This is a genomic window from Ruegeria sp. BC3 (assembly GCF_056539265.1).
Genome location: NZ_JBQFUP010000002.1, coordinates 592,015 through 618,815 on the forward strand (window position 1 = coordinate 592,015; position 26,801 = coordinate 618,815).

Annotated in this window: 25 protein-coding genes; 20 read left to right on the forward strand and 5 right to left on the reverse strand. The window is 58.6% G+C overall.

Features of this window, described 5'->3' with window-relative positions; genetic code table 11:
• Positions 1-3 precede the first annotated feature (3 nt).
• From ACR0MV_RS07980 to ACR0MV_RS07990, 3 genes are all read right to left on the reverse strand, one after another.
• Positions 4-1,371, reverse strand: coding sequence for a cbb3-type cytochrome c oxidase subunit I (locus tag ACR0MV_RS07980; protein ID WP_170423900.1), 1,368 nt, complete (start codon positions 1,369-1,371; stop codon positions 4-6).
• A gap of 16 nt (positions 1,372-1,387) precedes the next feature.
• Positions 1,388-1,837 (reverse strand): c-type cytochrome, encoded by a 450-nt coding sequence (locus ACR0MV_RS07985; protein ID WP_170423902.1) that lies wholly within the window; start codon positions 1,835-1,837, stop codon positions 1,388-1,390.
• 98 nt (positions 1,838-1,935) lie between these two features.
• On the reverse strand, positions 1,936-3,117 hold the full coding sequence (locus ACR0MV_RS07990; RefSeq protein WP_480701689.1) for an NnrS family protein: 1,182 nt from the start codon (positions 3,115-3,117) through the stop codon (positions 1,936-1,938).
• 232 nt (positions 3,118-3,349) lie between these two features.
• On the opposite strand from ACR0MV_RS07990, the gene ACR0MV_RS07995 reads away from it, so the two are divergent.
• The 20 genes from ACR0MV_RS07995 to ACR0MV_RS08090 all read left to right on the forward strand — a co-directional run bounded on the left by ACR0MV_RS07995 (position 3,350) and on the right by ACR0MV_RS08090 (position 23,754).
• Positions 3,350-5,026: a cytochrome D1 domain-containing protein gene (locus ACR0MV_RS07995; RefSeq protein ID WP_475206124.1), complete on the forward strand. Its 1,677-nt coding sequence runs from the start codon at positions 3,350-3,352 to the stop codon at positions 5,024-5,026.
• 124 nt (positions 5,027-5,150) lie between these two features.
• The gene (locus ACR0MV_RS08000; RefSeq protein WP_480701690.1) at positions 5,151-6,935 is read left to right on the forward strand and encodes a NapC/NirT family cytochrome c; all 1,785 of its coding nucleotides are present in this window, start codon (positions 5,151-5,153) and stop codon (positions 6,933-6,935) included.
• 54 nt (positions 6,936-6,989) lie between these two features.
• On the forward strand, positions 6,990-7,391 hold the full coding sequence (locus ACR0MV_RS08005) for a cupredoxin domain-containing protein (protein ID WP_480701691.1): 402 nt from the start codon (positions 6,990-6,992) through the stop codon (positions 7,389-7,391).
• A gap of 187 nt (positions 7,392-7,578) precedes the next feature.
• The gene (cobA, locus tag ACR0MV_RS08010; protein ID WP_480701692.1) at positions 7,579-8,340 is read left to right on the forward strand and encodes a uroporphyrinogen-III C-methyltransferase; all 762 of its coding nucleotides are present in this window, start codon (positions 7,579-7,581) and stop codon (positions 8,338-8,340) included.
• Positions 8,333-8,704: a c-type cytochrome gene (locus ACR0MV_RS08015; RefSeq protein ID WP_480701693.1), complete on the forward strand. Its 372-nt coding sequence runs from the start codon at positions 8,333-8,335 to the stop codon at positions 8,702-8,704. Before cobA ends, ACR0MV_RS08015 begins: the two co-directional genes overlap by 8 nt.
• Complete coding sequence (locus ACR0MV_RS08020) at positions 8,701-9,846, forward strand: cytochrome D1 domain-containing protein (RefSeq protein WP_480701694.1); 1,146 nt, start codon at positions 8,701-8,703, stop codon at positions 9,844-9,846. Before ACR0MV_RS08015 ends, ACR0MV_RS08020 begins: the two co-directional genes overlap by 4 nt.
• Positions 9,847-9,849: 3 nt before the next feature.
• The gene (ahbB, locus tag ACR0MV_RS08025) at positions 9,850-10,839 is read left to right on the forward strand and encodes a siroheme decarboxylase subunit beta (protein WP_480701695.1); all 990 of its coding nucleotides are present in this window, start codon (positions 9,850-9,852) and stop codon (positions 10,837-10,839) included.
• Positions 10,836-11,285, forward strand: a complete 450-nt coding sequence (locus tag ACR0MV_RS08030) for an Lrp/AsnC family transcriptional regulator (RefSeq protein ID WP_480701697.1) — start codon at positions 10,836-10,838, stop codon at positions 11,283-11,285. The genes ahbB (ACR0MV_RS08025) and ACR0MV_RS08030 overlap by 4 nt, the downstream gene beginning before the upstream one ends.
• Entirely contained in the window at positions 11,282-11,764 is a 483-nt protein-coding gene (ahbB, locus tag ACR0MV_RS08035) for a siroheme decarboxylase subunit beta (RefSeq protein WP_480701698.1), read from the forward strand. Before ACR0MV_RS08030 ends, ahbB (ACR0MV_RS08035) begins: the two co-directional genes overlap by 4 nt.
• A gap of 3 nt (positions 11,765-11,767) precedes the next feature.
• Entirely contained in the window at positions 11,768-12,982 is a 1,215-nt protein-coding gene (gene nirJ, locus ACR0MV_RS08040; RefSeq protein ID WP_480701700.1) for a heme d1 biosynthesis radical SAM protein NirJ, read from the forward strand.
• Positions 12,957-14,510: a cytochrome D1 domain-containing protein gene (locus ACR0MV_RS08045; protein ID WP_480701701.1), complete on the forward strand. Its 1,554-nt coding sequence runs from the start codon at positions 12,957-12,959 to the stop codon at positions 14,508-14,510. Before nirJ ends, ACR0MV_RS08045 begins: the two co-directional genes overlap by 26 nt.
• Positions 14,467-14,730 carry a hypothetical protein gene (locus ACR0MV_RS08050; RefSeq protein ID WP_480701703.1) on the forward strand — a complete coding sequence of 88 codons (264 nt, stop codon included), beginning with the start codon at positions 14,467-14,469 and terminating at the stop codon, positions 14,728-14,730. Before ACR0MV_RS08045 ends, ACR0MV_RS08050 begins: the two co-directional genes overlap by 44 nt.
• Before the next feature lie 103 nt (positions 14,731-14,833).
• A complete protein-coding gene (locus tag ACR0MV_RS08055) occupies positions 14,834-15,298 on the forward strand; it encodes a DUF2946 family protein (RefSeq protein WP_480701704.1) in 465 nt (154 codons plus the stop codon).
• On the forward strand, positions 15,289-17,466 hold the full coding sequence (locus ACR0MV_RS08060; protein ID WP_480701706.1) for a 4Fe-4S binding protein: 2,178 nt from the start codon (positions 15,289-15,291) through the stop codon (positions 17,464-17,466). Before ACR0MV_RS08055 ends, ACR0MV_RS08060 begins: the two co-directional genes overlap by 10 nt.
• A gap of 15 nt (positions 17,467-17,481) precedes the next feature.
• Entirely contained in the window at positions 17,482-19,389 is a 1,908-nt protein-coding gene (nosZ, locus tag ACR0MV_RS08065; protein ID WP_480701707.1) for a TAT-dependent nitrous-oxide reductase, read from the forward strand.
• A gap of 2 nt (positions 19,390-19,391) precedes the next feature.
• On the forward strand, positions 19,392-20,648 hold the full coding sequence (locus ACR0MV_RS08070; protein ID WP_480701708.1) for a nitrous oxide reductase family maturation protein NosD: 1,257 nt from the start codon (positions 19,392-19,394) through the stop codon (positions 20,646-20,648).
• Positions 20,638-21,531, forward strand: coding sequence for an ABC transporter ATP-binding protein (locus tag ACR0MV_RS08075; protein ID WP_480701709.1), 894 nt, complete (start codon positions 20,638-20,640; stop codon positions 21,529-21,531). The genes ACR0MV_RS08070 and ACR0MV_RS08075 overlap by 11 nt, the downstream gene beginning before the upstream one ends.
• Positions 21,528-22,349 (forward strand): ABC transporter permease, encoded by an 822-nt coding sequence (locus tag ACR0MV_RS08080; RefSeq protein WP_170423937.1) that lies wholly within the window; start codon positions 21,528-21,530, stop codon positions 22,347-22,349. Before ACR0MV_RS08075 ends, ACR0MV_RS08080 begins: the two co-directional genes overlap by 4 nt.
• Positions 22,346-22,861, forward strand: coding sequence for a nitrous oxide reductase accessory protein NosL (locus tag ACR0MV_RS08085; protein WP_480701711.1), 516 nt, complete (start codon positions 22,346-22,348; stop codon positions 22,859-22,861). Before ACR0MV_RS08080 ends, ACR0MV_RS08085 begins: the two co-directional genes overlap by 4 nt.
• The gene (locus ACR0MV_RS08090) at positions 22,858-23,754 is read left to right on the forward strand and encodes an FAD:protein FMN transferase (RefSeq protein ID WP_480701713.1); all 897 of its coding nucleotides are present in this window, start codon (positions 22,858-22,860) and stop codon (positions 23,752-23,754) included. The genes ACR0MV_RS08085 and ACR0MV_RS08090 overlap by 4 nt, the downstream gene beginning before the upstream one ends.
• Before the next feature lie 519 nt (positions 23,755-24,273).
• Here ACR0MV_RS08090 and ACR0MV_RS08095 read toward each other — a convergent pair.
• The gene (locus ACR0MV_RS08095; RefSeq protein WP_480701714.1) at positions 24,274-25,341 is read right to left on the reverse strand and encodes a ParB/RepB/Spo0J family partition protein; all 1,068 of its coding nucleotides are present in this window, start codon (positions 25,339-25,341) and stop codon (positions 24,274-24,276) included.
• Entirely contained in the window at positions 25,334-26,719 is a 1,386-nt protein-coding gene (locus tag ACR0MV_RS08100; protein WP_170423945.1) for an AAA family ATPase, read from the reverse strand. Before ACR0MV_RS08100 ends, ACR0MV_RS08095 begins: the two co-directional genes overlap by 8 nt.
• Between the last annotated feature and the right edge of the window lie 82 nt (positions 26,720-26,801).

Genomic DNA, 26,801 nt, shown 5'->3' on the forward strand with positions numbered 1-26,801 from the left:
CCATCACTCCGCAGGGGTTTCGGCGGCGCCGGGTTCAATGACCTCTTTCCGGGGAACCCAGATCGAGTAGATGAACAGCAGCGCGCCAAGGACCACGACCACACCAGATCCAAGCCGCATCCAGTAGAAGATCGCAATCTGGTCCTGTACGTCCATGAAGTAATCGCCGACCACACGTTGCATGTGCGTCTGAACGGTTCCACCGAAGGTCAGGACAAAGGTCATGAAGACCATGCCGCTGGTCATCAGCCAGAACGAGCCCATGTTCAGCACTTGGTTGTATGGATCACGGTTTTTCAGGATCGGCATGGCATAGGTGAAGATTGCCAGGTTGAGGCAGACATAGGCGCCATAAAAGGCGAGGTGACCGTGGGCCGCAGTGATCTGCGTACCATGGGTATAGTAGTTCACCCCGTGCAGCGTGTGCAGGAAGCCCCAGACACCGGCTCCGAAGAAGGCGAGCGTGGCACAGCCCAGCGACCACAGCAGCGCGGCCTTGTTGGGGTGGTCCCGGCGGCCCTTCCAGACCATGACGAAGGCAAAGGCCATCATTGCAAAGAACGGGATGACTTCGAGGCTGGAAAATATCGATCCGATCCACTGCCAATACGCAGGCGTGCCAATCCAGTAGTAGTGGTGGCCTGTCCCAAGGATGCCCGAGAACAACGCAGCCGCGACAATGACATAGAGCCATTTTTCGACCACCTCACGGTCAACACCGGTCAGCTTGAGCATAAGGTAGGCCAGGATCGAGGCCATGATCAGTTCCCACACGCCTTCGACCCACAGGTGGACGACATACCACCAGTATTGCTTGTCGAGCGATAGGTTGCCCGGGTTGTAGAAGGCAAACAGGAACAGCAGCGCCAGACCCCACAGACCCAACAGAAGGATGTTGGTGATGGCAGTCTTCTTACCCTTCAACACGGTCATCGACACGTTGTAGAGGAACATCAGCGCGGCAACGACGATGCCCGCCTTGACCCATTTGGGTTGCTCAAGGAACTCTCGGCCTTCTTTACCCAACAGCCAGTTGCCTTCGAACAGGTTGAAGACATAAGTGACCACCACGCCCAGCGTCCCGACCACAAGAATGATCAGCTGCAGATAGGCCAGCGTGGGTGAATGGATCTCCCGCTCGGATTCCTCGGGGATTAGGAAATAGGCCGCGCCGAAGAAGCCCAACAGTAGCCAGACGATCAGTGAGTTGGTGTGCAGCATCCGCACGATGTTGAACGGCAGAAGCTCACTCAGGAAGTTCGGGAAGACATAGATCAGACCGGCCAGCAGGCCGCCGATCACCTGTATCGCGAACAGGGCCATAGCTACCGCAAAGTAAGCATAGGCGATTTTTTGGGTTTCGTATTTCATTGCTCCGTTCCCTTTCTCAGCCAGCCTCGTTGGGCGGCCAACCCTGGGCGTCGATATTGTCCGTCCAGATCAGAAAGTTGGTCAGGTCACGGATATCTTCGTCGCTGAGGTTGAAGTTGGGCATCTGCCGACGACCGGGAACGCCGGTCGGCTGCGCCTCCATCCAGCCTTTGAGGGCTTCAAAGGCTGATTCCGGGTCGTCCAGCACTCCCCAACGGGTCATCACATTTGCAACTTCAGGCGCATAGTAGGCACCCTCGCCCATGATCGTGTGACAGTTGATACACGCGTGCTTTTCCCAGACATGTTTGCCACGGATCACACTTTCATCGAGCTTCGCCGAATTCTCGGAGTTCACGATATACAGGTGCGAATGGGCCGACAGGGCCAGAAAGATGAGGATAAAGAACAGTGACCCGCCATAGAATATGTTGCGCGCCATGCTCTTGGTCATGACTTCTCGCATTGCGCTCTCCTTTGCGCAGATTAGCTAGTGTGCTCAGCATGGCGGCTGGGGCGCAGTGACTCCTTAACGAAAGTCAAGACTATGGAAATGAAGTCAGATCAGCCCGATTTCACAGCCTTCGGGCCGGTTAACGCGGGCCACATGGAAATCAGGTACAGCGCGAAGGCTACGACCCATAGGCCGTCCGACAGCAGCATGGCAACCAGGTATCCGGCGTTCAGTTCAGCCCCGATCCAGCGAGACAACGCAGCCGCAGCCATCAACCCATAGGCCACTACCATCGGCGCAGGCGCAACAAGCGCGCGACCGCTATGTCCAAGAGCAGCGCGGCTCATGACGGCGAGCGTCATTCCGCCAACACAGCCGATACCAAGAATGTGAAGGGCGGCCACTTCGTTCCCAATGCCAAGCACGGCCACTCCCCAAAGAATCAAACCAAGCGCCAGCATGGCCAGACCGAGATGCAGCGCCAGCAGAATCGGTTGCCGGGCAGCCCAGACCGTACGCCAGCGCGCCATGCGCAGGAATTGCACAAAACCCAAGGTCAGCGCCAAACCACCGGCAACCGGCCCGATGCCCAATCCCAACGCACCCAGCGGCAACAGCAAGGCCAGACCCATGCCCAACCTGTCGAAAGCCGGGACCGAGACCGGCCAGCGGGCGTCAGGCACTTCGGCGCGTTTCATTGCGTTGCGGGTGAAGGCAGGAGTAATGCGGCCGCCCAATATGGCGATCATTGCGCAAAGGGTCAGAAGCCCCGCCCTCAGCCCGGGTTGCAACGTGTCATTGCTGGCCCCCATCCATTCCAGATGGGTCATCAGATTGCCAATCCAAAGGAAGCTCAGTAAAGCCAGAAAAACCATGTTCTGCGGCTTTGGGCGTTTGATCAGCTGCGTCAGTATCTTGGCAGCCAGAATCGGGACAAAAGCCAGATCGACCACGGCGACCATCGCCGGAGGAAGAGTGCCTGAAAACCACATCGCCATCCGACCAGCCAGCCAAAGCCCGGCAACAATGGCAATGAACGTCGCACGGGCCTCGGGCGCACCGGTCCAGTTTGGAACGGCGGTCAGGAAGAAACCACCCAGCGCAGCGGTGGCATAGCCAAAGATCATCTCATGCGCGTGCCACATAGGCGGGGTCATGCCGTAATCCGGTGCCAGATAAGGCACCGCCAGCCACAAGCCCCATACCAGCCCGACAAACAGGCCGTAGAGGCCGGCAGACAGGAAAAAAACTCGAAACCCCTCACCAAAAACGCGGGTGATGATTGCGGGCATGGCTGCTCTCCTTGGCGGTTTTCCCAGCCCTAGCATCCAGCCCGCACGCGTGACTTAACCAAAATCAAAAGCGCAAAAACATGTTTTCGAAACCCGAAATTTCCTAAGGTTTTTTGGCTCTTTTTTCCGATCCGCCAAAGGATTTGCATCCCCAGCGTTGACTTTCGTCAAGGAGCAGCCACGCGCAATGTCTCACCCTTGGACCTGCCTCACCAGCAAATGGAGAGTGATCATGTCACTTGGAATCAGCTACAACAAAACCGGCCGCGCCTTCGGGGTCGGTTTGGCGATGCTGCTGGGCAGCGTCGCTGCGCCAGTCTTCGCCGAAGAGCCAACCCTGAGCAAAGAAGCCTTTGAATCCTCAAAACAACTATACTTTGAACGCTGCGCCGGTTGCCACGGCGTGTTGCGCAAAGGGGCGACGGGCAAAAGCCTTGAGCCTTTGGTGGAAACAAAGAATGCCGATGGCACCGTGACCGAGTCCGGCACGCTGAAACTGGGTCAGGACCGGCTAGAAAAGATCATCGCCTGGGGCACCGAAGGCGGGATGAACAACTTCTCGGACGTTATGTCCGAGGACGAAATCCGCGATATGGCGACCTACATTCAAATGGAGCCGCCCAAGCCGCCAGAAATGTCGCTGGAACAGATGATGGCGACCCGCAAGGTCTATGTTGAACCCGAAGATTACCCGGCTGAGCCGCTGCATGGCCGGAACTGGGAAAACTTCTTCGTGGTCATCGAACGTGACGTGGGCAAGGTGGCCGTGATCGACGGTGACACGAAGGAGGTGCTTGCGCACATCCCGACCGGTTACGCCGTACACGTTCTGAAAGCGTCCGAGCACCATAAACTGGAAGAGCCTGAAAACCCGGGTCGCTTCTGGTACACTATGGGCCGCGACGGCAAGATGACCAAGATCGACCTGTGGCAGAACCCCGAAAACATGCTCGTGGCCGAGGTGACTATTGGTTACGACGCCCGCGACGTGGCCGTGTCAGGTGACGGTAAGTACGTGATCGGTGGGGCCTATTGGCCGCCGCATTTTGCAATCGTTGATGCCCACACGATGGAGCCAAAAAAGGTCGTCTCAACTCGCGGCTACAACGTGGACGGGGATTATGTGGAAGAGGCCCGCGTGGCCGCAATCTACACCACCCCGAACGAGCCCACATGGATCGTGGCGGTCAAGGAACTCGGACAGTTGTGGCAGGTAGATTACACCGACCTGGACAACCTGCGGATCGACAAGATCGACAGCGCCAAGTTCCTGCATGATGGGTTCTTCGATCCAACTGGTCGTTTCTTCCAGATCGCCGCAAACGCGTCGAACAAAATGGTCGTGGTCGATACCGAGACCCACAAGCTTGAAGCGCTGATCGATACCGCGCCGTTGCCACACCCTGGCCCGGGCGCCAACTGGGATGACCCGAATTGCGGTCCTGTTGCCGGTACCACCCACTTGGGGGAAGGCACCGTGACTGTTTGGGGCAACGACCCCGAAGGTCACCCGGACCAAGCTTGGCAGACCTGCTATGAAGTCGAAACGGACGGCCCCGGCCTATTCATCCGGACCCACCCTGAATCGGATTACATCTGGGCTGACCAGACCAAGCACCCCGAGCCTGAGATCCAGCAATCGGTGCAGGTCATCGACAAGGCCACCGGTGAAATCGTGAAAACGATCCAGATCACCGAAGAGGAAGGCAACGTCGCGGTCCACTTCGAGTTCAATCAGGATGGTTCCGAGGTCTGGGTTTCCAAATGGAACCGCTCAACCTCGAAAGAGCCGAACGGTGAGATCGTGATCTTCGACGCCAAGACGCTGGAAGAGATCGGCCGCGTGAAGGGTCTGTTTGCCCCGACCGGCAAGTTCAACGTCTACAACCGCTCGAACCACGTCACCTGACGAGTTCGCAGCCCAAATCGGAAAGGGCGGGCCCCTCGCCCGCCCTTTCCTTGTTTTCCCCATCAGCCAATCGCACCGGTCTGACACGCCGGGCCATTCAAGACAGCCATAACGGAGCCCGGATATGACCTCCGAACCGGAAAAAAAACCACCGATCTGGCGCCGGTATTTCCTGTGGGGAATGCCCCTAGCCGGGATCGCCGCAGCCTTCGCCGCCGGCATCATCTTCTGGGGCGGGTTCAACACCGCCATGGAAGCTACAAACACCAAGGAATTCTGCATTTCATGCCACGAGATGCGCGATTTCGTCTATGAGGAATACACCGGCACGATCCATGACGTGAACCGTTCGGGCGTGGGCGCGGTCTGTTCAGACTGCCACGTGCCCAAGGATTGGACCCACAAGATGATCCGCAAGATCAAGGCGTCCAAAGAGTTGTATGGCAAGATGGTCGGCAGCATCAACACGCGCGAAAAGTTCGAAGCCAAACGAGTGCATTTGGCCATGAATGAATGGGAGAGGATGAAGGCCACGGACTCGCGCGAATGCCGCAACTGTCACGATTTTGAATCGATGATGCCTGAATTCCAGAAACCTCGTGCGCGGCAGCAACACCTGAACGCGATGACCGTGGGACAGACATGCATCGACTGCCACAAGGGGATTGCGCACTCGGATGCCCGCGACCGGGCAGACGAAGACTATCTGGAACATTTAGAAGCCCCGAACCCCGCTTTCATTCGCGAAATCCCGGCCGAATACCTGGCAAGCCTGGAGCGGATCGAAGCCAAAGAAGCCGCCGAAGCCGAGGCCGAAAAAGCCGCGCGCGTGGCCCAACAGGAAGCTGTGCAGGCTCAGATCGCGGCAGCCGTTGATGCAGCGGTTGCAGAAGAGCGGGCCAAAGCCTCGGGCGAAGAAGCGGCTGCACCGGCTGGTGGCGGCACCGATGTCGGTACGAATGTCGATTGGGCTGCGGTGCCAAGTGCGGATATGAAGCTGTTCTATCCCGGTCAGGCCTCGTTCGAATGGGTCCAGAACGGCAGATCCCACGGCGGTGCGCGTCCTTTGACCAAAGGGGGCGATCAGTGCACGACATGCCACGCGGCAGAGTTGGATGCGATTGGCAACAAGATCGTTGCTGGTGGTGAACTTGAGCCTACCCCAATCCCCGGCAAACGTGGCGTGATCGACGCTACCGTTCAGGCGGCGCATGACGATGCGAACCTCTATATCCGCCTGCAATGGCCGGATGCCGCTCATAACCCCGCGCCGTTCGTGGACGGTGGAAAGATGGACCCCGACAACCAGATCAAGGTCGCCATGATGATCACCGGCACCGGGATTGAGTTGGGCGATCAGGTGGGTTGCTGGGCCTCGTGCCACGCCGACAACAGCTTTATGCCTTTTGATCCGGGCGCGGATGCGATTGCTGCAAATGGCGATGTATCCGGTCGTCTGACCAATCAGGACACGGTGACCAAATACATTAGCGAAAGCCGGACCGAGGTCGAAATAAAAGGTCGTCGCGGCAAACCGTTGGGCGGTTGGGACAAGCTGCAAGCCGCCGAACAGATTCAGCAATATCTGACCGATGGCACCTATCTGGACCTGATGCGCGTCTACGCGGACGGCAGCGCCACAAATGGCTACCTGCTGGAACAGCGTGTGGTCAATGATGGTGAGATTGCCGCCTCGGCGAGCCTCGACGCTGGCGTATGGACCGTGGTCTTCACCCGTCCGCTGAACTCGGGCGCGCCGGGGGATGTCCCGCTGGAGGCCGGCCAGACCTATACGGTCGGCTTTGCCATCCACGATGACTTTGCCGCCGCACGTTTCCACCACGTGACGTTGGATACCAGCCTGGCGCTGGACGACGACAGCGCCTTTATCAACGTTGTCAAACAATAATGGAGAGGGGCCGGGCGATCCGGCCCCTTTCGCATAGAAGAGGAGATTTGGACAATGAAACCCCAACACCTTCTTCCTGCTCTGCTGCTTCTGGCCGCGCCCACATGGGCAGATGAGACCGCCGAACTGTGCGCAGAGGCCGAAGAGCGTTATGTCGAGCTGTTTGGTCAGCCCTCATCCGCCGTTGAGGATGCCGAGGTGGTTCTGATGTACAAATACACCTTTTGCCCGGTCGAGTTGACCGTGAAACCGGGCACAACGGTGCGCTGGGTCAACGTGGACAAACGCACCAGCCATTCGGTCCTGTTGAAAGACGGCAGCGAACCCGAAAGTGACCGGTTGTTCCCTGAGGAAACCGTTGATCTGACCTTCCTTACCCCCGGCCCGCAACAATACCTATGCGGCCCGCATTGGGAGACGCAGAACATGATCGGCATGATCACCGTCGAACCCTGAGCAGAGACAAACACAGGCAAAACAAAGGAGCGTGGGGCCAAATCCCGCGCTCCTTAACTTTAGTCAAGGAGGTTCTTTTTTGGTTGCGGCAGTCTTGGCGCATGACACGCCCGGCTCACCCAGCAACGTCACCAGATCGCGCAGGACGTCCGGGATCCGAAGGCATTCAGACCAAGCGAGTTTGCACATGAGCGGTAAGGTTTTTCTGATAGGCGCAGGCCCCGGTGACCCCGAATTGATGACACTGCGCGCGCTGCGGATGCTGCAAGAGGCGGATGTGCTGGTTTATGACCGTCTGGTCTCGGCGGATATTCTCAATCTGCACGCTGATGGCGCGCGTCTGATCCCGGTCGGAAAAGCGCCCAAGTGCCATACGGTGCCGCAAGATCGCATCAATGAAATTCTCGTCGAAGAAGCCCGCGCAGGTCACATTGTAGCCCGCCTGAAAGGCGGCGATCCGATGATCTTTGGTCGTGGTTCGGAAGAGGCCGCGTTTCTGATGGCACACGGCATTCCGGTCGAATACGCGCCGGGGATCACCGCCGCGCAGGGCGCGTCCTGTTCCACCGGTGTTCCGCTGACCCATCGCGGGCTGGCGACTTCGGTCCAATATGTCACCGGGCATCGGCAGGCTGACAAGGTGCTGGACCTGGATTGGAAGCGGCTCGCCGACCCGGATTCAACGCTGGTCATCTACATGGGCGTTGCCAATATCGGCCAGATCGCCATGGGGCTGATGACCGAGAACCTACCCGGATCCACCCCAGCCTTGGCCGTCGGCAAAGCCACCACTCCTGATGAATGCCGATTGGTATCGCGGCTGGATCGATTGGCAGCGGATGTGCGCGAGGCCGGGCTGACAGCACCCACGCTCTTCATCATCGGCAAGGTCGTCTCGCTTTATGCCGAACGACCCGTGACCGAATTGCTGGAGCAAGCACATGGCTAGACTTGGCTCCGGAAGACCTTCGCAGACGCCAACTGTGCGAGGACGCAAGGGTTGGACTGCCCGCGCTGTTCTCACTTCTGTCGTGCTTTTGGCCACCACCGCTTTCGCTGCCGATACGCTCGACCCGAACGCCTTGAAACGCCTTGTCCATCACGATTGCGGCTCGTGCCATGGTCTGTCGCTGAAAGGTGGTCTTGGCCCCGATCTGAGGTCTGAAACGCTTGGACATTATGACGCCGAAGTTCTGACCGGGGTGATCCTGGATGGCATCCCCGACACCGCGATGCCCCCGTGGCGGCCGTTGATCAGTGAAGAAGAGGCCGAATGGATCGCCCACTACCTGCTGGAACAGGAGGAACAATGAGACACGTAATTCTCAGCCTCGCAGCCACGCTGCTGATGACAACAGCGCAAGCGGAACCTACCGCGACCGGAGACCTTGGGCTGGTGATCGAACGCGCCAAAGGCTCAGTCCTTCTTGTTGACCAATCAGACCGCGCCGCTCTGGCCCGGATCGAAGGGCTGGGCGATCTGTCCCATGCCTCGCTGGTCTATTCGCCGGATGAACGGTTCGCCTATGTTTTTGGGCGTGACGGCGGCCTGACCAAGGTCGATATCGTTGTCCGCCAGATCGTGAACCGCATCGTGCAGGCTGGCAACGCAATCGGCGGCGCAATTTCGGATGATGGAAAACTGGTCGCCGTGTCGAATTATGAGCCCGGCGGCGTCCGTGTGTTCGACGCGGAAACGCTTGCGATGGTCGCCGACATTCCCACCGACAGCAAAACCATCGGTCTGGTCGATGCCCCGGGCCGTCGGTTTGTTTTCACCATGTGGGACACGGGCGAGACATGGATCGCCGATTTCGCCAAAGGCGACCCCATGATCACCAAAATCCCCGACATGGGCAAAAACCCATATGACGCGCTGATCACCGCCAATGGCCGCACCTATATCACCGGCCTGTTCGGCGAGGACGGCCTGACCGCGCTGGACCTGTGGGCCGAGACGCCTGAACCCATCCGCGTGTTGCCCGATTACGGGCGCGGACAGGAAGAGATGCCCGTCTACAAAATGCCCCATCTGGAAGGCTGGGCCCTGACCGGGCGCGAGTTCGTCCTGCCCGCGATCGGCCATCACGAGGTTCTGTGGATCGACGCCGACACCCTGACCGAAACCGGGCGCACCAAAACCCACGGCCAGCCGGTCTTTGCCATGGCGCGACCCGACGGGCGGCAGGTTTGGGTGAATTTCGCCCACCCTCTGAACGACACCATTCAGGTGATCGACAGTGTAAGCAAAGAGATCATCCGCGAAATCAAGCCGGGCCCAGCGGTGCTGCATATGGAATTCACACCCCGTGGCCACGAGGTTTGGATCAGCGTGCGCGATGCCAACAGAGTCATGATCTACGACACTCAGACCTTTGAAAAGCTGCGCGAGATCGATGCGGACAGCCCCTCGGGCATTTTCTTTACCGCCCGCGCGCACAGAACGGGGTTATAGGCGATGGACCATATCACCGACCCGATCGACCGCCGACTGCTGGACGATTTTCAGCGCGACTTTCCCGTGACCGAGCGTCCGTTTCAGGTTCTTGCAGATGCGCTCGGGCTGGACGAGGCTGAAGTATTGGACCGCCTGACCAGAATGCGCGCGGCCGGGCGGATCACGCGTGTGGGTGCTACGATCGCGCCGGGCGCCGTATCCGCAAGCACGCTGGCCGCTGTCGCCGCCCCTGATGAACGATTAGAAGAAATCGCTGCCCTAATCGACGCGGAACCCGGCGTGAACCACAATTATCAGCGCGAGGACCGCTGGAATCTGTGGTTCGTCGCCACCGGCCCAGATCGCGCGCATGTGAACGATACGCTGGCCCGTATCTCACACCGCTCTGGCCTGCGCGTGCTCGACCTGCGTCTGGTGCGGCCGTTCAACGTCGATCTGGGGTTCCGTATGTCGGGCAAAACCAGCAACGTCCCAGGCCCGCGTCGGGTGGATCGGGATGCCATGCGCGAAGGCGACCGTTCGTTGTTGCAGGCGCTTAGCTCGGGCCTGCCGCTGGTCATTGATCCATACGCCACCCTAGCCCGTTCCTTGGATCGCGATGCGGGGCATCTGATGACCCGGATCGATGCCCTGCACGCCGCCGGCATCATCTCACGCCTTGGGGTGATCGTTCGGCACAGAGCGTTGGGGTGGTCGGCCAACGCTATGGTCGTTTGGGACATGCCAGCAGAACAGGTCGGCGCGGCGGGGCCGGCGCTGGCTGCTTATCCGGGCGTTACGCTGTGTTATGAACGCAACCCGGTCGAAGGGGTCTGGCCCTATCGCCTTTACTCGATGATCCACGCCCGTTCACGCAGTGAAGCGCGACAAACTCTGGCCGGTGCCGCCGCCCTGCCAGAACTGTTCGGCGCGCAGCACAAGGTATTGTTTTCCACCCGCTGCTTCAAACAGACCGGCGCGCTCATCCAACCGAAGGAGGCCGCCGCATGACGCTGGACAAGACAGACCGCGAAATCCTGAACCGGATGCAAGAGGATCTGCCTTTGGTATCGCACCCCTACGCTGTGATTGCCGAGGAACTTGGCATCCCGGAAAATGAACTGCTGAACCGTCTCAACCGCATGAAGGACAAGCGCATCATCACCCGTTTCGGCCCGTTCTTCGACGCCGCTGCGATGGGCGGCGCATTCTGCCTGTGCGCCATGGCCATCCCGCCCGAGGATTTCGAAACTGTCCTGACCAAAGTCAATGCACACCCCGAAGTTGCCCATAATTATCAACGTACGCACCGGCTGAACATGTGGTTCGTACTGGCAACCGAAACGCCCGAGGGGATCGAGGCCACCGCCGATGCGATCGAACGGGAAACGGGGATCGAGGTTCTCTGTTTCCCCAAACTTCAGGAATTCTTCATAGGTTTCCGGGTGGCGGCATGATCGACGCGAAAGACAGAGAGATTATCGAGGCACTGCAAGGCGGCCTGCCTATTGTGCCCTCTCCTTATGCCCAGGTCGCAGCAGATCTTGGTTTGGACGAAGACGACTTGCTGTTCCGTCTGGCCGACATGAAATCGCGTGGCGTGATCCGCCGCATCGCCGCCGCTCCAAACCACTACAAACTGGGGATGACATCGAACGGCATGACCGTCTGGGATGTTGAGGACAGGTGCGTCGCTGAACTAGGCGAACATATCGGCGCGCTGCCCTTTGTCACCCATTGCTATGAACGCCCACGCGCGCTGCCCGACTGGCCTTACAACCTTTTCGCCATGGTCCACGGCACAGACCGCAACGAGGTTGAAGAAAAGCGCGCGCAGATCGCCGCCATTCTGGGCGGTGCCTGCCGGGCCAAAGATATCCTCTATTCCACGCGCATTCTGAAAAAGACCGGGCTGCGTCTGAAAAAGAAAGGCTGAGATATGTTCCGCCTGACCGAATATATGCACCAACTCGTGAAACCGACCCCGGTCCGAAAACGCCGCCCCGGCCCGGCGAAACCGGTTGTGATCTGGAACCTGACGCGCCGATGCAACCTGAAGTGCCGCCATTGCTATACCGTGTCGGCGGATGTGGCCTTTCCCGGCGAGCTGAGCCACGAGCAAGCCATGGTCACGCTTGAGGATCTGGGCCAGTTTCGCATTCCGGCCCTGATCCTATCGGGAGGGGAACCGCTGGACCGGTTCGATTTCTTCGACATCGCCAATCGTGCGCGTGAATTGGTGCCGATGCTGGCGCTGTCGACCAACGGCACGCGGATTTACGACGAAACCGCAGATATGATCGCCGATGTGGGGTTCAATTACGTCGGTATCTCACTGGACGGGATCGGCGCCACCAACGACTGGTTCCGCGGAGTCGAAGGTGCCTTTGCCGACGCTCTGCGTGGGGTACGCGAATGCAAGAAACGCGGCATTAAGGTTGGATTGCGGTTCTGCCTGACCGAAGGGACCCAACACCACCTGCCCGACCTGTTGCAACTGTGCGATGACGAAGGAGTAGATAAGTTCTACTTGTCGCACCTCGTTTACGCCGGGCGCGGCGACAAGAACCGGGGCGAGGACGCAGAACATCAGCGAACTCGCAATGGTCTGGATCTGTTGCTGGAGCGCGCGTGGGAGGCCGCCTCGGGCGGGCGACCGCTGGATATCGTGACCGGCAACAATGATGCAGATGCGGGCTATTTTCTGAATTGGGCCCGTGCACGGTTCGATGCCGAAAAAACCAACCATGTGCGCAAACACTTGATTGCCTGGGGGGGCAACTCCAGCGGATTGGGTGTAGCCAATATCGACAATCTGGGGCGCGTGCATCCTGACACGTATTGGTCGGATTACACGCTCGGAAATGTGAAGACCCATCCATTTTCCGACCTTTGGACCAATGATGATCCGATGCTAGCGATGCTGCGCACCCGCCCGCGCCCGCTGAAAGGACGGTGCGGGGCGTGTCAGTTGAAGGATGTTTGTGGTGGCAACACACGCATCAGGGCCTTGCAACTGACCGGCGATCCCTGGGCCGAAGATCCGGCCTGTTATCTGTCAAATCAAGAAATCGGTGTGGATGATGCAGGCGAACGTCTGCAGGTCACGCCGTTCCGGGGGAAACGTCATGATCCGGCGCATCAATTCTTTTGACATTCTGAAAATCGGCTCACTGTGTTCCTTGTTGCTGGCCAGCACCGCATGGGCTGATGCCCTGTCGGACTACGCGGAACACTGCGCCTCATGCCACGGCGAAAACCGTCTGGGCGGGGTCGGACCAGCGCTGATCCCCGAGACGCTGAAACGGATGCGCGGCCCTCGCGTCGCGGCTGTGATCGCCGAAGGCCGGGCAGCTACTCAGATGCCCGCGTTTTCGCATGAGTTGGACGCGTTGCAGATCGAGGAATTGGCGGGCTGGCTGAAATCTCCGCTGGAGAATGATCCCGAATGGGGTGAGGTCGATATCATGGCCAGTCGCATTCTGGACGAAGACTATGTGGCCGTAGGCGCGCCCGTTTGGGACAGCGACCCGATGAACATCACATTGGCGGTTGAGACAGGCGATCACCATATCAGCGTTCTGGACGGTGATACGTTCGAAGTACTGGACCGGTTCGAGACCCCATTTGCCGTGCATGGCGGGCCGAAATTCAGCCCCGACGGCCGCTATGTTTTCATCATGTCGCGCGATGGCTGGGTTCAGAAATACGACATTTGGGCCTTGCAGCAGGTGGGCCGTGTACGCGCAGGTCTGAACAGCCGCAACATCGCCATGTCCGGGGATGGCAAATGGGTGGCTGTGGCGAATTACCTGCCGAACTCGCTGACGCTACTGTCGACTGACGATCTGTCGGTGGCCAAAGTCATTGATGTTAAGGGTAAAAAGGGTACGCCCAGCCGGGTTTCCGCCGTCTATCAGGCCCCTCCGCGCGAAAGCTTTGTGCTGGCGCTGAAAGATGTGCCCGAGATTTGGGAAGTCTTCTACGGGGCCAACCCTCCGCAATTCGGGCTGGGGCATGACTTCCGCATTGAAGGCCAGTTCAAGAACCCTGATCCCTTCCCGGTGCGCAAGATCACGACGCCCGATTATCTGGACGATTTCTTTTTCGACCAGAGCTATGAATACGTCATGGGTGCCTCCCGCGATGGCAAGGGCGGACAGGTGATTGATCTGGTGATTGGGCACAAAGTGGCTGATCTGGACCTGCCGGGAATGCCACATCTGGGCTCGGGGATTACCTGGAGACATGGCGACACGACCGTAATGGCCACGCCGCATCTGACTGATGGCACCGTGTCGGTGATCGATATGGAAAGCTGGGAAACGGTTAAACGGATCAAGACCGAAGGGCCGGGCTTTTTCATGCGCAGCCATGAGAATTCGCCTTATGTCTGGGCCGATGTCTTCTTTGGCCCCAACAAGGACGCCATGCATGTGATTGACAAGCAAAGCCTTGAGATCGTGAAGACTTTGCGCCCTGCCCCCGGCAATACCGTTGCCCATGTGGAGTTCACTAAGGATGGCAGCCATGCGCTGGTGTCGATCTGGGAAGATGACGGCGCGGTGATCGTTTATGACGCGCAGACGCTGGAAGAGGTTCGCCGCCTGCCAATGCGCAAACCGTCTGGGAAATACAATGTCTGGAACAAAATCACCTTCTCGGAAGGAACCAGCCACTGACGGCAAATGGCCGGTCTGGAAACTGGCTATCCTGCTTTATCCGGCGACGGCGTTGGCCGTCGCCATCAACCTTTTTCTGGCCGGATTGATCGCCCATGGCTTGGGGTTCGGCGTGATCGAACCCGTAACGGCATTGATCTGGTCAATCCCTCTGGGCCTCCCTGCAACCTGGCTGGCCGGGCGGTGGCTGCGCGGGTTGATGGATGAGGCAGACAGTTGATTTTGCGGGCAAACCCAGAATTTCGCTACACCTAACCTAAGTCAAGTAACGACTCGGTCGTTTCCCATAACACCTAGGCATAGCTTCCCGAGTCGGAGACTCCATGCCTGCCTTGATCCCTTTGCACAATCTCCCTGCCCGTGCGTTTCGCGCGGCGGCTGGGTTGGCGGGCATATTCCTAATGTTGTTGCAGACCTTTGGACCGGCGCTGGCGAGTCCCGGCGAAAGTGTCTGGGTGGAGATCTGCTCGGAAGGCGGCGCGGTCTGGGTCGAGGTTTCTCTTGAGGAGGATACCGACAACCAGACCGCGACCTGCCCAAAATGTGCCGATTGCGCGCTTTGCGCCATTACCAACGCGGCCCCTGTGCCCGAGTTGGCGCGGGTGGGACAATTCGGAATCGTCCGTATCGTACAATCTCAGACCGTTAAGTCTTGCGCAGTGCACAGCACTGATCTGCTTTGGCCCGAAACCCGAGGCCCCCCGCCCTCACCCCGAGAAATAACTGAACGCGCCCTGCGTGCGTCCATGGCTTCCACCCTAGATTTCGGAGGTGCGCCATGGTCGTAAATCGCGCATTCCAATGCCTGCTGGCCCTCGCTCTGTCCTGCCTGATGGCGATCAGTGCCCATGCCGACAGCCTTGCCAGCTTCCTGCCTGAAATAGAACCCGCCGATCTGGCCCCCGGTGCCGATGCCTTTGGTCCGGTCCGTGATGACATTCCGGTTGCCCCAGTCCTGAAGGACGGTGAGACCGTCGCCTGGGCCTTTCTGACCTCTGATTTCGTGGGCACCACCGGGTATTCCGGCAAGCCGATCCATGTCGTTTCTGGCATCGATCAGGATGCAGTGCTGACAGGCGTGCAACTGGTCAAACACTCTGAACCCATCGTGCTGATCGGCATCCCCAATTCGCGCATGGTCGAGCTGACCGAAGGCTATGCAGGTCTGGACCTGAAGCGTGAGGCCGAAACCGGCGGTGAGGGGCATGACCTCGACATCATATCGGGCGCAACGGTCACGATTATGGTGATCGACGACAGCCTTGTGCGCGGCGGCATCAAAGTCGCGCGTGCGCTGGGGCTGGGCGGGCTGTCACCCCTGCAGGCCGATGGGCCAAAGCGCGAGGTCGATCTGGCGCAGGATGCTGTTTACGACTGGAGCACCCTGTCCGGGGACGGCTCGGTGCGGCGGCTGACGTTGGACATAGGTCAGGTCAATGCGGCGTTCGAGGCGACAGGCGATCAGCGCGCCATCAAACGGCCTGAGCCGGGCGAACCAGATGACACCTTCATCGACATGCATATGGCGCTGGTCTCGGTGCCGTCGATCGGCAAATCGCTGCTGGGCGAGGCCGAGTACCAGAACCTTGTCGACTGGCTGGACGAAGGCGAGCAGGCCATTCTGGTTTTGGGTCGCGGAGCCTATAGTTTCAAAGGCTCGGGCTATGTTCGCGGTGGTATTTTCGACCGGATCCAGTTGATCCAGGGCGACAATTCGGTGCGGTTCTTCGACAAGCAGCAGCGCCGTCTGGGCGAGGTTGCAGCCCCCGATGCCCCGAGTTTCACGGAACTGGACATCTTCAAGATCCCCGCCGAGGCCGAGTTCGATCCGGCCGAGCCGTTCCGCCTGCAATTGCTGGTACAACGCGCGGTGGGTGCGGTCGAGAAAACCTTCCTGACCTTCGATCTGGGATACAAGCTGCCCGAACACTATCTGCTGCCAGTCACCGCGCCCACGCTGGTCGATGATGCCACTGGCGAGGCCGCCGCAAAGGCCGCCCTATGGCAGCGCATCTGGAAAGATCGCGTGGTCGAGATCGTGATCCTGGGCGCAATGCTGCTGGTGCTCACGGCCACTTTCTTCTTCCAATTCCATGCCACGATGAACGCACGGGTGTTCTACTGGTTCCGCATCGGGTTCCTGACGATGACGCTGTTCTTCATCGGCTGGTACGCCAATGCACAGCTGAGCGTTGTGAACCTTATGGCGCTGGCAGGCAGTTTGCGCACCGGGTTCTCATGGGACGCCTTCCTGCTGGACCCATTGGTGTTTATCCAGTGGTTCGCCGTCGCCGCGGCGCTGCTGTTCTGGGGGCGCGGGGCCTATTGTGGCTGGCTCTGTCCGTTTGGCGCCTTGCAGGAGCTGACCAACAAGATCGCTCGGGCGCTGAAGGTTCCGCAATGGACCCTGCCCTGGGGTCTGAACGAGCGGCTTTGGCCTGCGAAATACATGATTTTCCTCGTGCTCTTCGGCATAAGCTTTGTCTCGATCCCACTGGCCGAGAAATACGCCGAGATCGAGCCGTTCAAGACCGCGATCATCCTGAAATTCATGCGCGACTGGCCATTTGTGGTCTTTGCGCTGACCCTGCTGGGGATCGGGCTGTTCATCGAACGCTTCTACTGCCGCTATCTCTGCCCGCTGGGCGGAGCGCTGGCCATCCCCGCCCGAATCCGCATGTTCGACTGGCTGCGCCGCTACAAGGATTGCGGCACCCCCTGTCAGACCTGCGCCAACGAATGCCCCGTTCAGGCAATCCACCCCACTGGTGAGATCAACCCGAACGAGTGCGTCACCTGCCTGCATTGTCAGGTGCTCTACCAGTCCGAGGACAAATGTCCCGTCGTTATCCGCCAGCTGAAGCGGCGGGCCAAGACAGGGTCGGTCCAAATGAAGACCCCGCTCGGACAACCGCCGGCGAACCATCCGAACGCCAAACCGCAAACCGCTTCCTAAAAAGGAGGAACGATCATGTCGGACAACGAAAACAAACTGAACATCACACGCCGTGGGATGCTGGGGGCAACCGCCACTGGCGCGGTAATTGCCGGAACCGGGCTTGGCTCGACCCTGATGACCGCGCGCGAGGCCAGCGCTGCCGCGAACGCGCATCTGGAGCCCGGCGAGCTAGACGAATACTACGGCTTCTGGTCCTCGGGCCAGACCGGCGAGCTGCGCATTCTGGGTGTGCCTTCGATGCGCGAACTGATGCGTGTGCCGGTATTCAACCGCTGCTCGGCCACCGGCTGGGGTCAGACCAACGAGTCGTTGAAGATCCTGACCGAAGGCCTGCTGCCCGAAACCAAGGAGTTCCTGGCCGCGAATGGCAAGGTCACCTATGACAATGGCGACCTGCACCACCCGCATATGTCCTTCACCGATGGCACCTATGACGGCCGCTTTCTGTTCATGAACGACAAGGCCAACACCCGCGTGGCCCGTGTGCGCTGTGACGTGATGAAATGCGACAAGATCATCGAGATCCCGAACGCACATGACATCCACGGCCTGCGTCCGCAGAAATACCCGCGCACCGGTTATGTCTTTGCCAACGGCGAACACGAAGCACCGCTGGTCAACGACGGTCAAATCCTCGACGATCCGTCGCAATACGTGAACATCTTCACCGCCATTGACGGTGATACGATGGAGATCGCATGGCAGGTGATGGTGTCGGGTAACCTCGACAACACCGATTGCGACTATCAGGGCAAGTATGCGTTCTCGACCTCGTACAACTCGGAAATGGGTATGAACCTGGCCGAGATGACCGAGAATGAGCTGGACCACGTGGTCGTGTTCAACCTCAAAGGTATCGAGGACGCGATCGCAGCGGGCAACTATCAGGAGCTGAACGGCGTCAAGGTCGTAGACGGCCGTAAAGAGGCGGGTGGCAACCTGACCCGCTATATCCCGATCCCCAACTCGCCGCACGGTGTGAACGCAGCACCCGACAAGAAACACATCATGATCAACGGCAAGCTTTCTCCGACCGTGTCCGTGATCGATGTCGAGAAGGTCGACGCGCTGTTTGCCGACAACGCCGATCCGCGCTCCGCCATCGTTGCTGAACCGCAGCTGGGTCTTGGCCCGCTTCACACGGCGTTCGATGGTAAAGGCAATGCCTACACCACCCTGTTCCTGGACAGCCAGGTGGTGAAATGGGACATCGCCAAGGCGATCGAAGCTTATGGCGGTGCCGACGTCGATCCGATCCTCGACAAAGTGGACGTGCAGTATCAGCCGGGTCACAACTCGACCTCGATGGGCGAGACCGCCGAAGCTGATGGCAAGTGGCTGATTTCGATGAACAAGTTCTCGAAGGACCGCTTCCTGAACGTAGGTCCACTGAAGCCGGAAAACGAGCAGTTGATCGACATCTCGGGTGACAAGATGAAGGTGGTCCATGACGGCCCAACCTTTGCCGAGCCGCATGACTCGATCCTTGTACACCGGTCCAAGGTGAACCCGGTCAATGTCTGGGACCGCAACGACCCGATGTGGGAAGATGCCCGCAAACAGGCCGAAGCCGACGGTGTCGATCTGGATTACGGCGCGGAAGAGCCGATCCGGGATGGCAACAAGGTGCGGGTCTACATGACTTCCGTGGCACCCGTGTTCAGCATGGAGAAGTTCACCGTCAAACAGGGCGATGAAGTCACCGTCTATGTCACCAACCTGGATGACGTGGACGATGTGACCCACGGCTTCTGCCTGTCGAACTTCGGTATCGCGATGGAAGTTGCGCCGCAGGCCACCGCCTCGGTCACCTTCATTGCCGACCGCCCCGGCGTGCACTGGTTCTATTGCCAGTGGTTCTGCCATGCGCTGCACATGGAAATGCGCGGCCGGATGTTTGTTGAGCCGCGGAGCGCGTAATCATGCGTTGGCCCCTGCTCATACTGCTCCTGCTCGGCTCGCCCCTTTGGGCGGCGGATTGGGATGTGCCCAACCGGGCAGGGGCCATCAATGAAACACTGGCGCGGGCGGCGGATGGAGACACCCTCCGCCTGAGCCCCGGTGTTTACTCTGAGACGCTGGTTTTGGACCGGCCCATTATCCTTGACGGGCTGGGGCAGGCCACCATTGATGGACAAGGCCAAGGCAGCGTCATCACCGTAACCGGACCGGGTGTGATCGTGCGCGGGCTGACAGTGATCGGCTCTGGTTCGGACCATGACGGGATCGACAGCGGCATCCAGCTGACCAAGACGGCCCACGCACCGGTGGTCGAGGATAACGTGCTGCTGGGCAACCTCTATGGCATCGACATTCACGGAGCCAAGGACAGCATCGTGCGCGGCAACCGGATTGAAGGGCGGCAAGACCGGCGGATGAATGACCGCGGAAATGGCGTCTATGTCTGGAACGCGCCGGGGGCTGTGGTTGAGGACAACGACATTCGCTATGGCCGTGACGGGATCTTTGTGAACTCGTCGAAAAAGAACACCTTCACCGGCAACCTGTTCCGCGATCTGCGCTTTGCCGTGCATTACATGTATGCGGACGACTCGGTCGTCAGCGAAAATGTCTCGATCGGCAATGATCTGGGCTATGCGGTGATGTTCACGACAAATGTGAAAGTCGCAGACAACGTCTCAATCGGTGACCGCGAACATGGCGTGATGCTGAACTACGCGAACAAGAGCGTCATCACCGGCAACGTAGTGATAGGTGCCAAGGAAAAATGCACCTTCCTCTATAACTCGAACAAGAACAAATTCACCGACAACTGGTTCCAGGGATGCGGCATCGGCATTCACTTTACCGCCGGGTCCGAGCGCAACCGGATCTTCGGCAACTCATTCATCGGCAACCGGACGCAGGTGAAATACGTCTCGACCAAATGGGTCGAGTGGTCGGAAGACGGGCGCGGGAATTACTGGTCCGATTTCGCCGCCTACGATGTGGATGGCAACGGCATCGCCGATGCCCCCTATCGCCCCAATGACAGTATTGACCATGTGCTGTGGACCCAACCCGCAGCCAAATTGCTACTCGGCTCCCCCGCCGTGCAGTTGGTGCGCTGGTCGCAATCCGCTTTTCCTGCCCTGCTGCCGGGCGGCGTGATGGACAGCAACCCATTGATGCAAGCCCCTGAACCCCCAGCTATGAAAAAGGTGCCTCATGACGGATAAGGCCCTGACGATAAACAACGTCTGTAAGAACCGAGGGAAAACCCGCGTTCTCGACGATATCAACCTGTCTCTTGCCCCCGGCCAGCGCGTCGCGCTGCTGGGCCATAACGGCGCGGGAAAGTCTACCCTGATCAAATCCATTCTCGGCCTGACCCCAATCCACGGCGGAGCCATTCGGATCGGAGACGCAACCCCCGGCAGCGCTCAAGCGCGGCGCGAGACGGCCTATTTGCCCGAGGCGGTGTCGTTTCACCCGGCCCTAACTGGACGCGAGCAACTGACCCTGTTTGCACAGCTTTCCGGTGCCAATACCGATGTGATCGGCCTGTTGGATCGCGTGGGTCTGAGCGACGCACTGGACCGCCGGATCGGAACTTATTCCAAGGGGATGCGACAACGTCTGGGTCTGGCGCAGGTTTTGCTGGGCCAGCCGAAAGTGGCGCTGCTGGACGAGCCGACCAGCGGGTTAGACCCGATCTCGCGGCAAGATCTCTATGCCATCATTGACGAACTGGCCGCGCAGGGCACGGCGGTTCTGATCGCCTCACATGCCTTGACCGAAGTCGAGGCCCGCACCGACCGCATCGCCATCATGCACAAGGGTCGGATGGTCGCCGATGACACACTGGCCAACCTATCCGCACTGGCTGGATTGCCGATCCGCCTGCGAGTCCGCGCCAGCGCAAACCCCGAAGTGCTTGCCGTTGAATTGGGCGGCAACCGGATCAACGGCGCGTCGGTCGAACTGTTGTGCGCTCCGGATGACAAGATGGCGGCCCTTCGCCGCATCGCCGGGTTGGGCGACGCGGTGGCGGATGTGGAAATGACCCCGCCCAAGCTGGAAGACCTTTATCGCCACTACGCTCAGGAGGAGATGCAATGACTCGCTTCCTCGCCATCACCCGCACTGAAATGCTGATCCTGCGCCGCAACCGCTGGCTTTTGATTGCCACGCTGATCATGGTTCTTTTCGCGCTGGCCCTGACCTTTGCTGGCAGTGCTCCAACAGGCACGCTGGGCGTCGACATGCTGACCGTCTCGGTCGCCTCGATGACCACGTTGTCGGTCTACCTCGCGCCCTTGCTGGCACTTATGATTTCCTTCGACGCCATCGCGGGCGATGTGGACCGGGGCAGCCTGTCGCTGCTGCTGTCCTACCCTGCTGGGCGCGGAGAAATCCTGTTGGGCAAGTTCACCGCCCACCTTGCGGCGCTGGCCTTCGCCATGACCGTTGGTTTTGGCACCGCTGGCACGGTGGCCGCGTGGTTCGGTGGCGCGGGATCGGAAAGCCTGACGGCTTTGGTCCGCCTCATCCTCACATCCATCCTGCTGGGCGCCGTGTTTCTGGCGCTGGGATACCTGCTGTCCGCTCTGGCGAGGGGCGCAACGGCGGCGGCAGGTCTGTCGGCCGGGCTCTGGCTGGTCTTTGTCGTCCTTTATGATCTGGGCTTGTTGGGAGCCGTCGTCATGGATGAGGGCGGCACATTCACCCAATCCGTCTTTCCTTGGGTGATGGTTGCCAACCCGGCCGACGCGTTCCGTCTGTGGAACATTGCCGCGACCGAGGGCGTTGCGATGGCGTCCGGCATGACCGGGGTCGCGCAGGCCCTGCCGGTCTGGGCCGCGCCCGCATCGCTGCTGATCTGGCCCGTACTGGGCTTTGCCCTGGCGCGACTTGCTTTCCGGAAGTTTGAGCCATGAAACACCTTACCCTGATCGCGCTGATCGCGTTGAGCGCTTGTAAGGAAGAAGCCGCCGAGGCACCTGACCCAGTCGATCTGACCCCGGATGCGTTAAGCTTTTTCTGCCAGATGAACATCGCAGAACACGGCGGACCTAAGGGGCAGATCCACCTGGAAGGTTACCCTGCCCCACTATTCTTTGCACAGGTGCGCGACATGGTGGCCTATCTCAAAAGCCCTGAACGGGATGCCGAAATCACTGCCATCTATGTCAGCGATATGAGCGCGGCGCCCAACTGGCGACAGCCCGGCATTTCCAATTGGATTGCAGCCGACAGTGCGACGTTTGTCGTTGGCTCGAATGTCGCGGGCGGAATGGGCGCAAGGGAAGTGGTACCGTTTTCCAGCCCCGCTGACGCCACTGCCTTCATTGACCAATATGGCGGCTCCGCTCTGCCCCTGTCCGACATTCCCGACACCGAAGTGCTGGGCCCCGTTGATCTGAATCTGCAACTGGAGACCCCCGCATGAGCGTTCTCACACGTCGTCGTTTCCTGACGATCTCAGCCGCCTGCGCCGCAATGCCCACCACGACGGTTGCTGTCGCACAATGGCGCGGTATTGCACTGGGTGCACCGGCCAGCTTGCGGCTTGAAGGTTTGACCAACACCGAAGCTGCCCCGATCTTTGCTGCCGTTGAAGCCGAGTTGGACCGACTGGAGGCGATCTTTAGCCTTTATCGAACCGAGTCCGAATTGAGCCGTCTGAACGCTTCTGGACGGCTGAAACACCCTTCGCCCGAGCTGTTGGGCCTGCTTAGCCTCTGTGCCGTACTGCACGACGTATCAGAGGGCGCATTTGATCCGACAATTCAGCCTTTGTGGAACGCGCTCGCCAAAGGAGCTGGTGAATTGGAGCTACAAGCGGCCCAGGACGCGGTTGGCTGGAAGAAGGTGTCGGTGGCAAGTGATGAAATCAGGTTACATAGCTCGGGTATCGCTGCCTTGACGCTCAATGGCATCGCGCAAGGAGAAGTCACGGACCGCATCGTTGACTTGCTACGGTCGATCGGCCTGCAGAGTGTGTTGGTGAATATGGGTGAAATTGCCGGCCTTGGCTGGCAAAACGACGGCGCTGACTGGCAGGTAGGTCTGGCTGGCCCGAATGACGTAGTGCTCAGCAGCATCGAACTGCAAAACCGAGCCGTGGCAACATCAGTCCCCGGTGCGATGCGCATGGCGGAAATGTCGGGACATATCTTTGATCCAAGATCTCTTGTGGCGTTTCACGAGGCTGTTTCAATTTCAGCTCCTACCGCCGCCTTGGCGGACGGGTTATCTACCACTTTGTGCGTGACCCCGACCGAGCGGATCAATGCCATCATGTCCCGGTTTCCGGACGCCAAACTTGAAATGTTGGTTTGAGCAGCTTGGCCTGACGTGTCTAAGTTAAGTGTTAGGGATGTGTTGCAAAGAATTGTGCTCGTTGAGCGGTTTCAGCAATCACTTGTGAGATTTTTGACAAACTCAGCGAGTTGCTAAAATGGGCAGATTTTGGGCGACTATTTGCACTTGCGGGTCATATGCGGCACTTCGACTCCGTCGAGTATTACCGATGCAGAATTAAATGCTTTGAACCCCAGCAGTGATCGAGTGCGACGCTTGATAGATCAGTGATCCTGTTCGTCGATATCGTTCAAGTTTTTTCGCTTCACAGGCGCTAACGGCACGAAGGTCAATGGTCAAATCATAGCGATAGATCCCTGATCACACCAATCCCGGCTTTCAACTAATTTATTTCCCATTCGCAGTTGAAATGCATAAACCTCGTAATGCGCATTAACTTAACTAAATGCGCATTACATGACCTTGGCTTTTTTGGCTACGGTTGGTCTGCTGATGGATACAGTGTCTCCTTCGGCTTTCTTGACGGCGCTTCTCGGGCTACGTCAGATGCCTTGCGAGTTGGACTAACAACTCTTGAGCTTCCTCTTCAGACACACCTGAAAGTTGTATCTTGATGCGAACTTCGTCCGGTGAAAGCTCTCCGAGCAAAACGCCGCCTCCTTCCAGTCCAATTGGTGTCAGGGGTTTAACCTGCTGCGGGCGACCTCCTCGTGCCCTTTTAGCCGCGGGTTGCGAAGAAGAAGTCATCGCATTTTCCAAAACGGCCCATTCCGCCTTTGGATCAAGAACGTCCGCCTCTGCGAGGGCTTGACGAAGTTTCGTTTGCGCCCCAGCTCTCAGCGCGGACGCCAACTTCAACCCTGCTTTCTCGGAAAGAGCCACAGGGTGCTGCAGTAGGTCCCCCAACGCCTCATGAACCATTGCAAAGCTGCGCACCTTTGAGCGTTTGGCTTTCGATGCTGCCGCGAAAAGCACATCAACGGCGGCTTCTGTCGACTCGAATATCCCCTGCCCTACTGCCAAAACCGCGATGCGCCCTCGTTCATATGGGCTCAGGTTGGAACGCAGTTCGTTTTCTTCGACCATCGAGATGTAGGCGCCCTGCCCTGACCCCGCCTCTCGGACGAAAGCTGGGATCGACAAAAACCGATCATCGGTTTGTGCAAGGCGACGGAACGCGTCCAGGCGTCTGAAGCCCGAGATCAGCCCAAACCCCTCGCCATCTCTTGTCACTTCGATCGGTGTTCGCAATCCATGGGCCCGCAGCGACTCAAGAAGCTCCCCCATGGCCTCTTCATCTTCGACCATGCGATCCCGCCGGATGTATTCGGCATCGATCTGGTCCAAAGGCAACATTTCGGCCACTAAGCCCGCGCTCTGAGCATCTCTCCAAAGTGAAGCGTCATTTTGGTCTTTCGCCAACGCGACGCGATCTGTGACCGACGTCATACCGTTCAACGAAGCCGCTTCGGCCGCCACTTGTGCAATCGGTGGAGGTGTCGACGTTGCGTCGAATGGGTTGAGTGAGGGTTTCGCGGCGAAACCTGCCTCTAGTTCTTCCAACTTGGCCGTGTCGGGTGCCGTTAACCGTCTGCGTTTAGCCATCTGCCTGTTCTCCCAATTGAGCATCCCGCCACCAGCAACCAATCAATACCTCTTTGAACTCGGCATATGTTCGGTCAAAGGTTTCTCGTCCTCGCACATAGGTCTCGCGGTTAAAATCTCTGTAGTCCGCTTCGTAGATACCGTTCACTTGCTCACCCGCCTGCCCGACTAGAGCCGTGAAATCCTGTCGGTACGCATTCATAAAATCGCCAAAATAGGCCTGAATAACGTTCGCCATGTCAGTTTGCTGGCTTGCGTCGAAACGCGTGATAATAGCTCTCACGACGTCCCATTCGAATTTGAGCTCAGGAAGACCAGCAGCTCTCTGTGCTGCATTCTCTCCATCTTCGATACTTGCAAACGTCGTGTACAGCATATCGAAGAACCGACCAGTTGAGTCGAATTCCAGGAAGGATGCGCCGAGTGGCACCAGCAGAATATCCGCTGCCGCCAGCGCATTGATTGTTAGGTACCCAAGTGCAGGAGGCGTATCGAGGAAAACAATGTCGTAATCGTTCAGTACTCCACTATCTTCCAGGAAGTTCGTAAGCCCATCCCAAAGAGGCCAGCTTCGTAAACCCATCCGCCAGACGGGAATTTGAAATTCGGCCCAGTACAAATTCAACTGAGCGCCGATCAAATCGATGTTGGGCCAATGCGTTTTCTGAATAACGTCACTGGGGGTAGTCTTCAAAGCCTCTTCCAAGGTTTCGTCGAGAGGTATTTCTGATTGCCCATTTACCTGGCGCACGAGATTTTCCTCACGCACCGCTTGCGCGTAGTCCTTGGCGATGAGAGGAAAGACGGTTTGCCATTCATCCGCAACCGAACCCCCTAGGATCGAAGTCATTGATCCCTGGCTATCCAGATCGATGACGAGAACCTTATATCCGTCCAATGCCGACGACATTGCCAGATGCGCCGCTGTCGATGTCTTTCCAACACCACCTTTGAAATTTGCGACAGATACAACCTTTGCAGGTAAACTTTCTGGTCGGTACGGTAAGTATTCCTTAGTGCTGACGCCTTCTGCCGCGAAGTGCTTTCTAAGGGCCAATACATCCTCCAGGGTAAACCACTTCGATCCCGCTTCGCCTTCGCCCTGAGGAAGTTCCGGATTAGCCTTCAGAACACGCCGCAGGTGTGCAGGTGCGACGGGAATAAGATACTTTGTGATTTCCCAGATGGAAAAGCGGCGCAGGCGCTTCTCTCCGTTCGGAGCGTAGCCGCGCCGAGCCAAATCCTCACGTCCTTTAGCGCAGAAGGTAGCTGCTTTTGCGAATCGAGATGTCCCGATAGGATCGGGAAGCTTTTTCGCTGCGTTAGCTGGATCAAGATTCAGATAAGGGGGCAGGGGAGGTTGGGTTGTTTTACTCACTGTCGATGCCTCAAGTAATGTTCGCCTTCTCGGCGTATATGTTTCTACATAGCGAACATTATTTGCGAAGGCTATCATTACA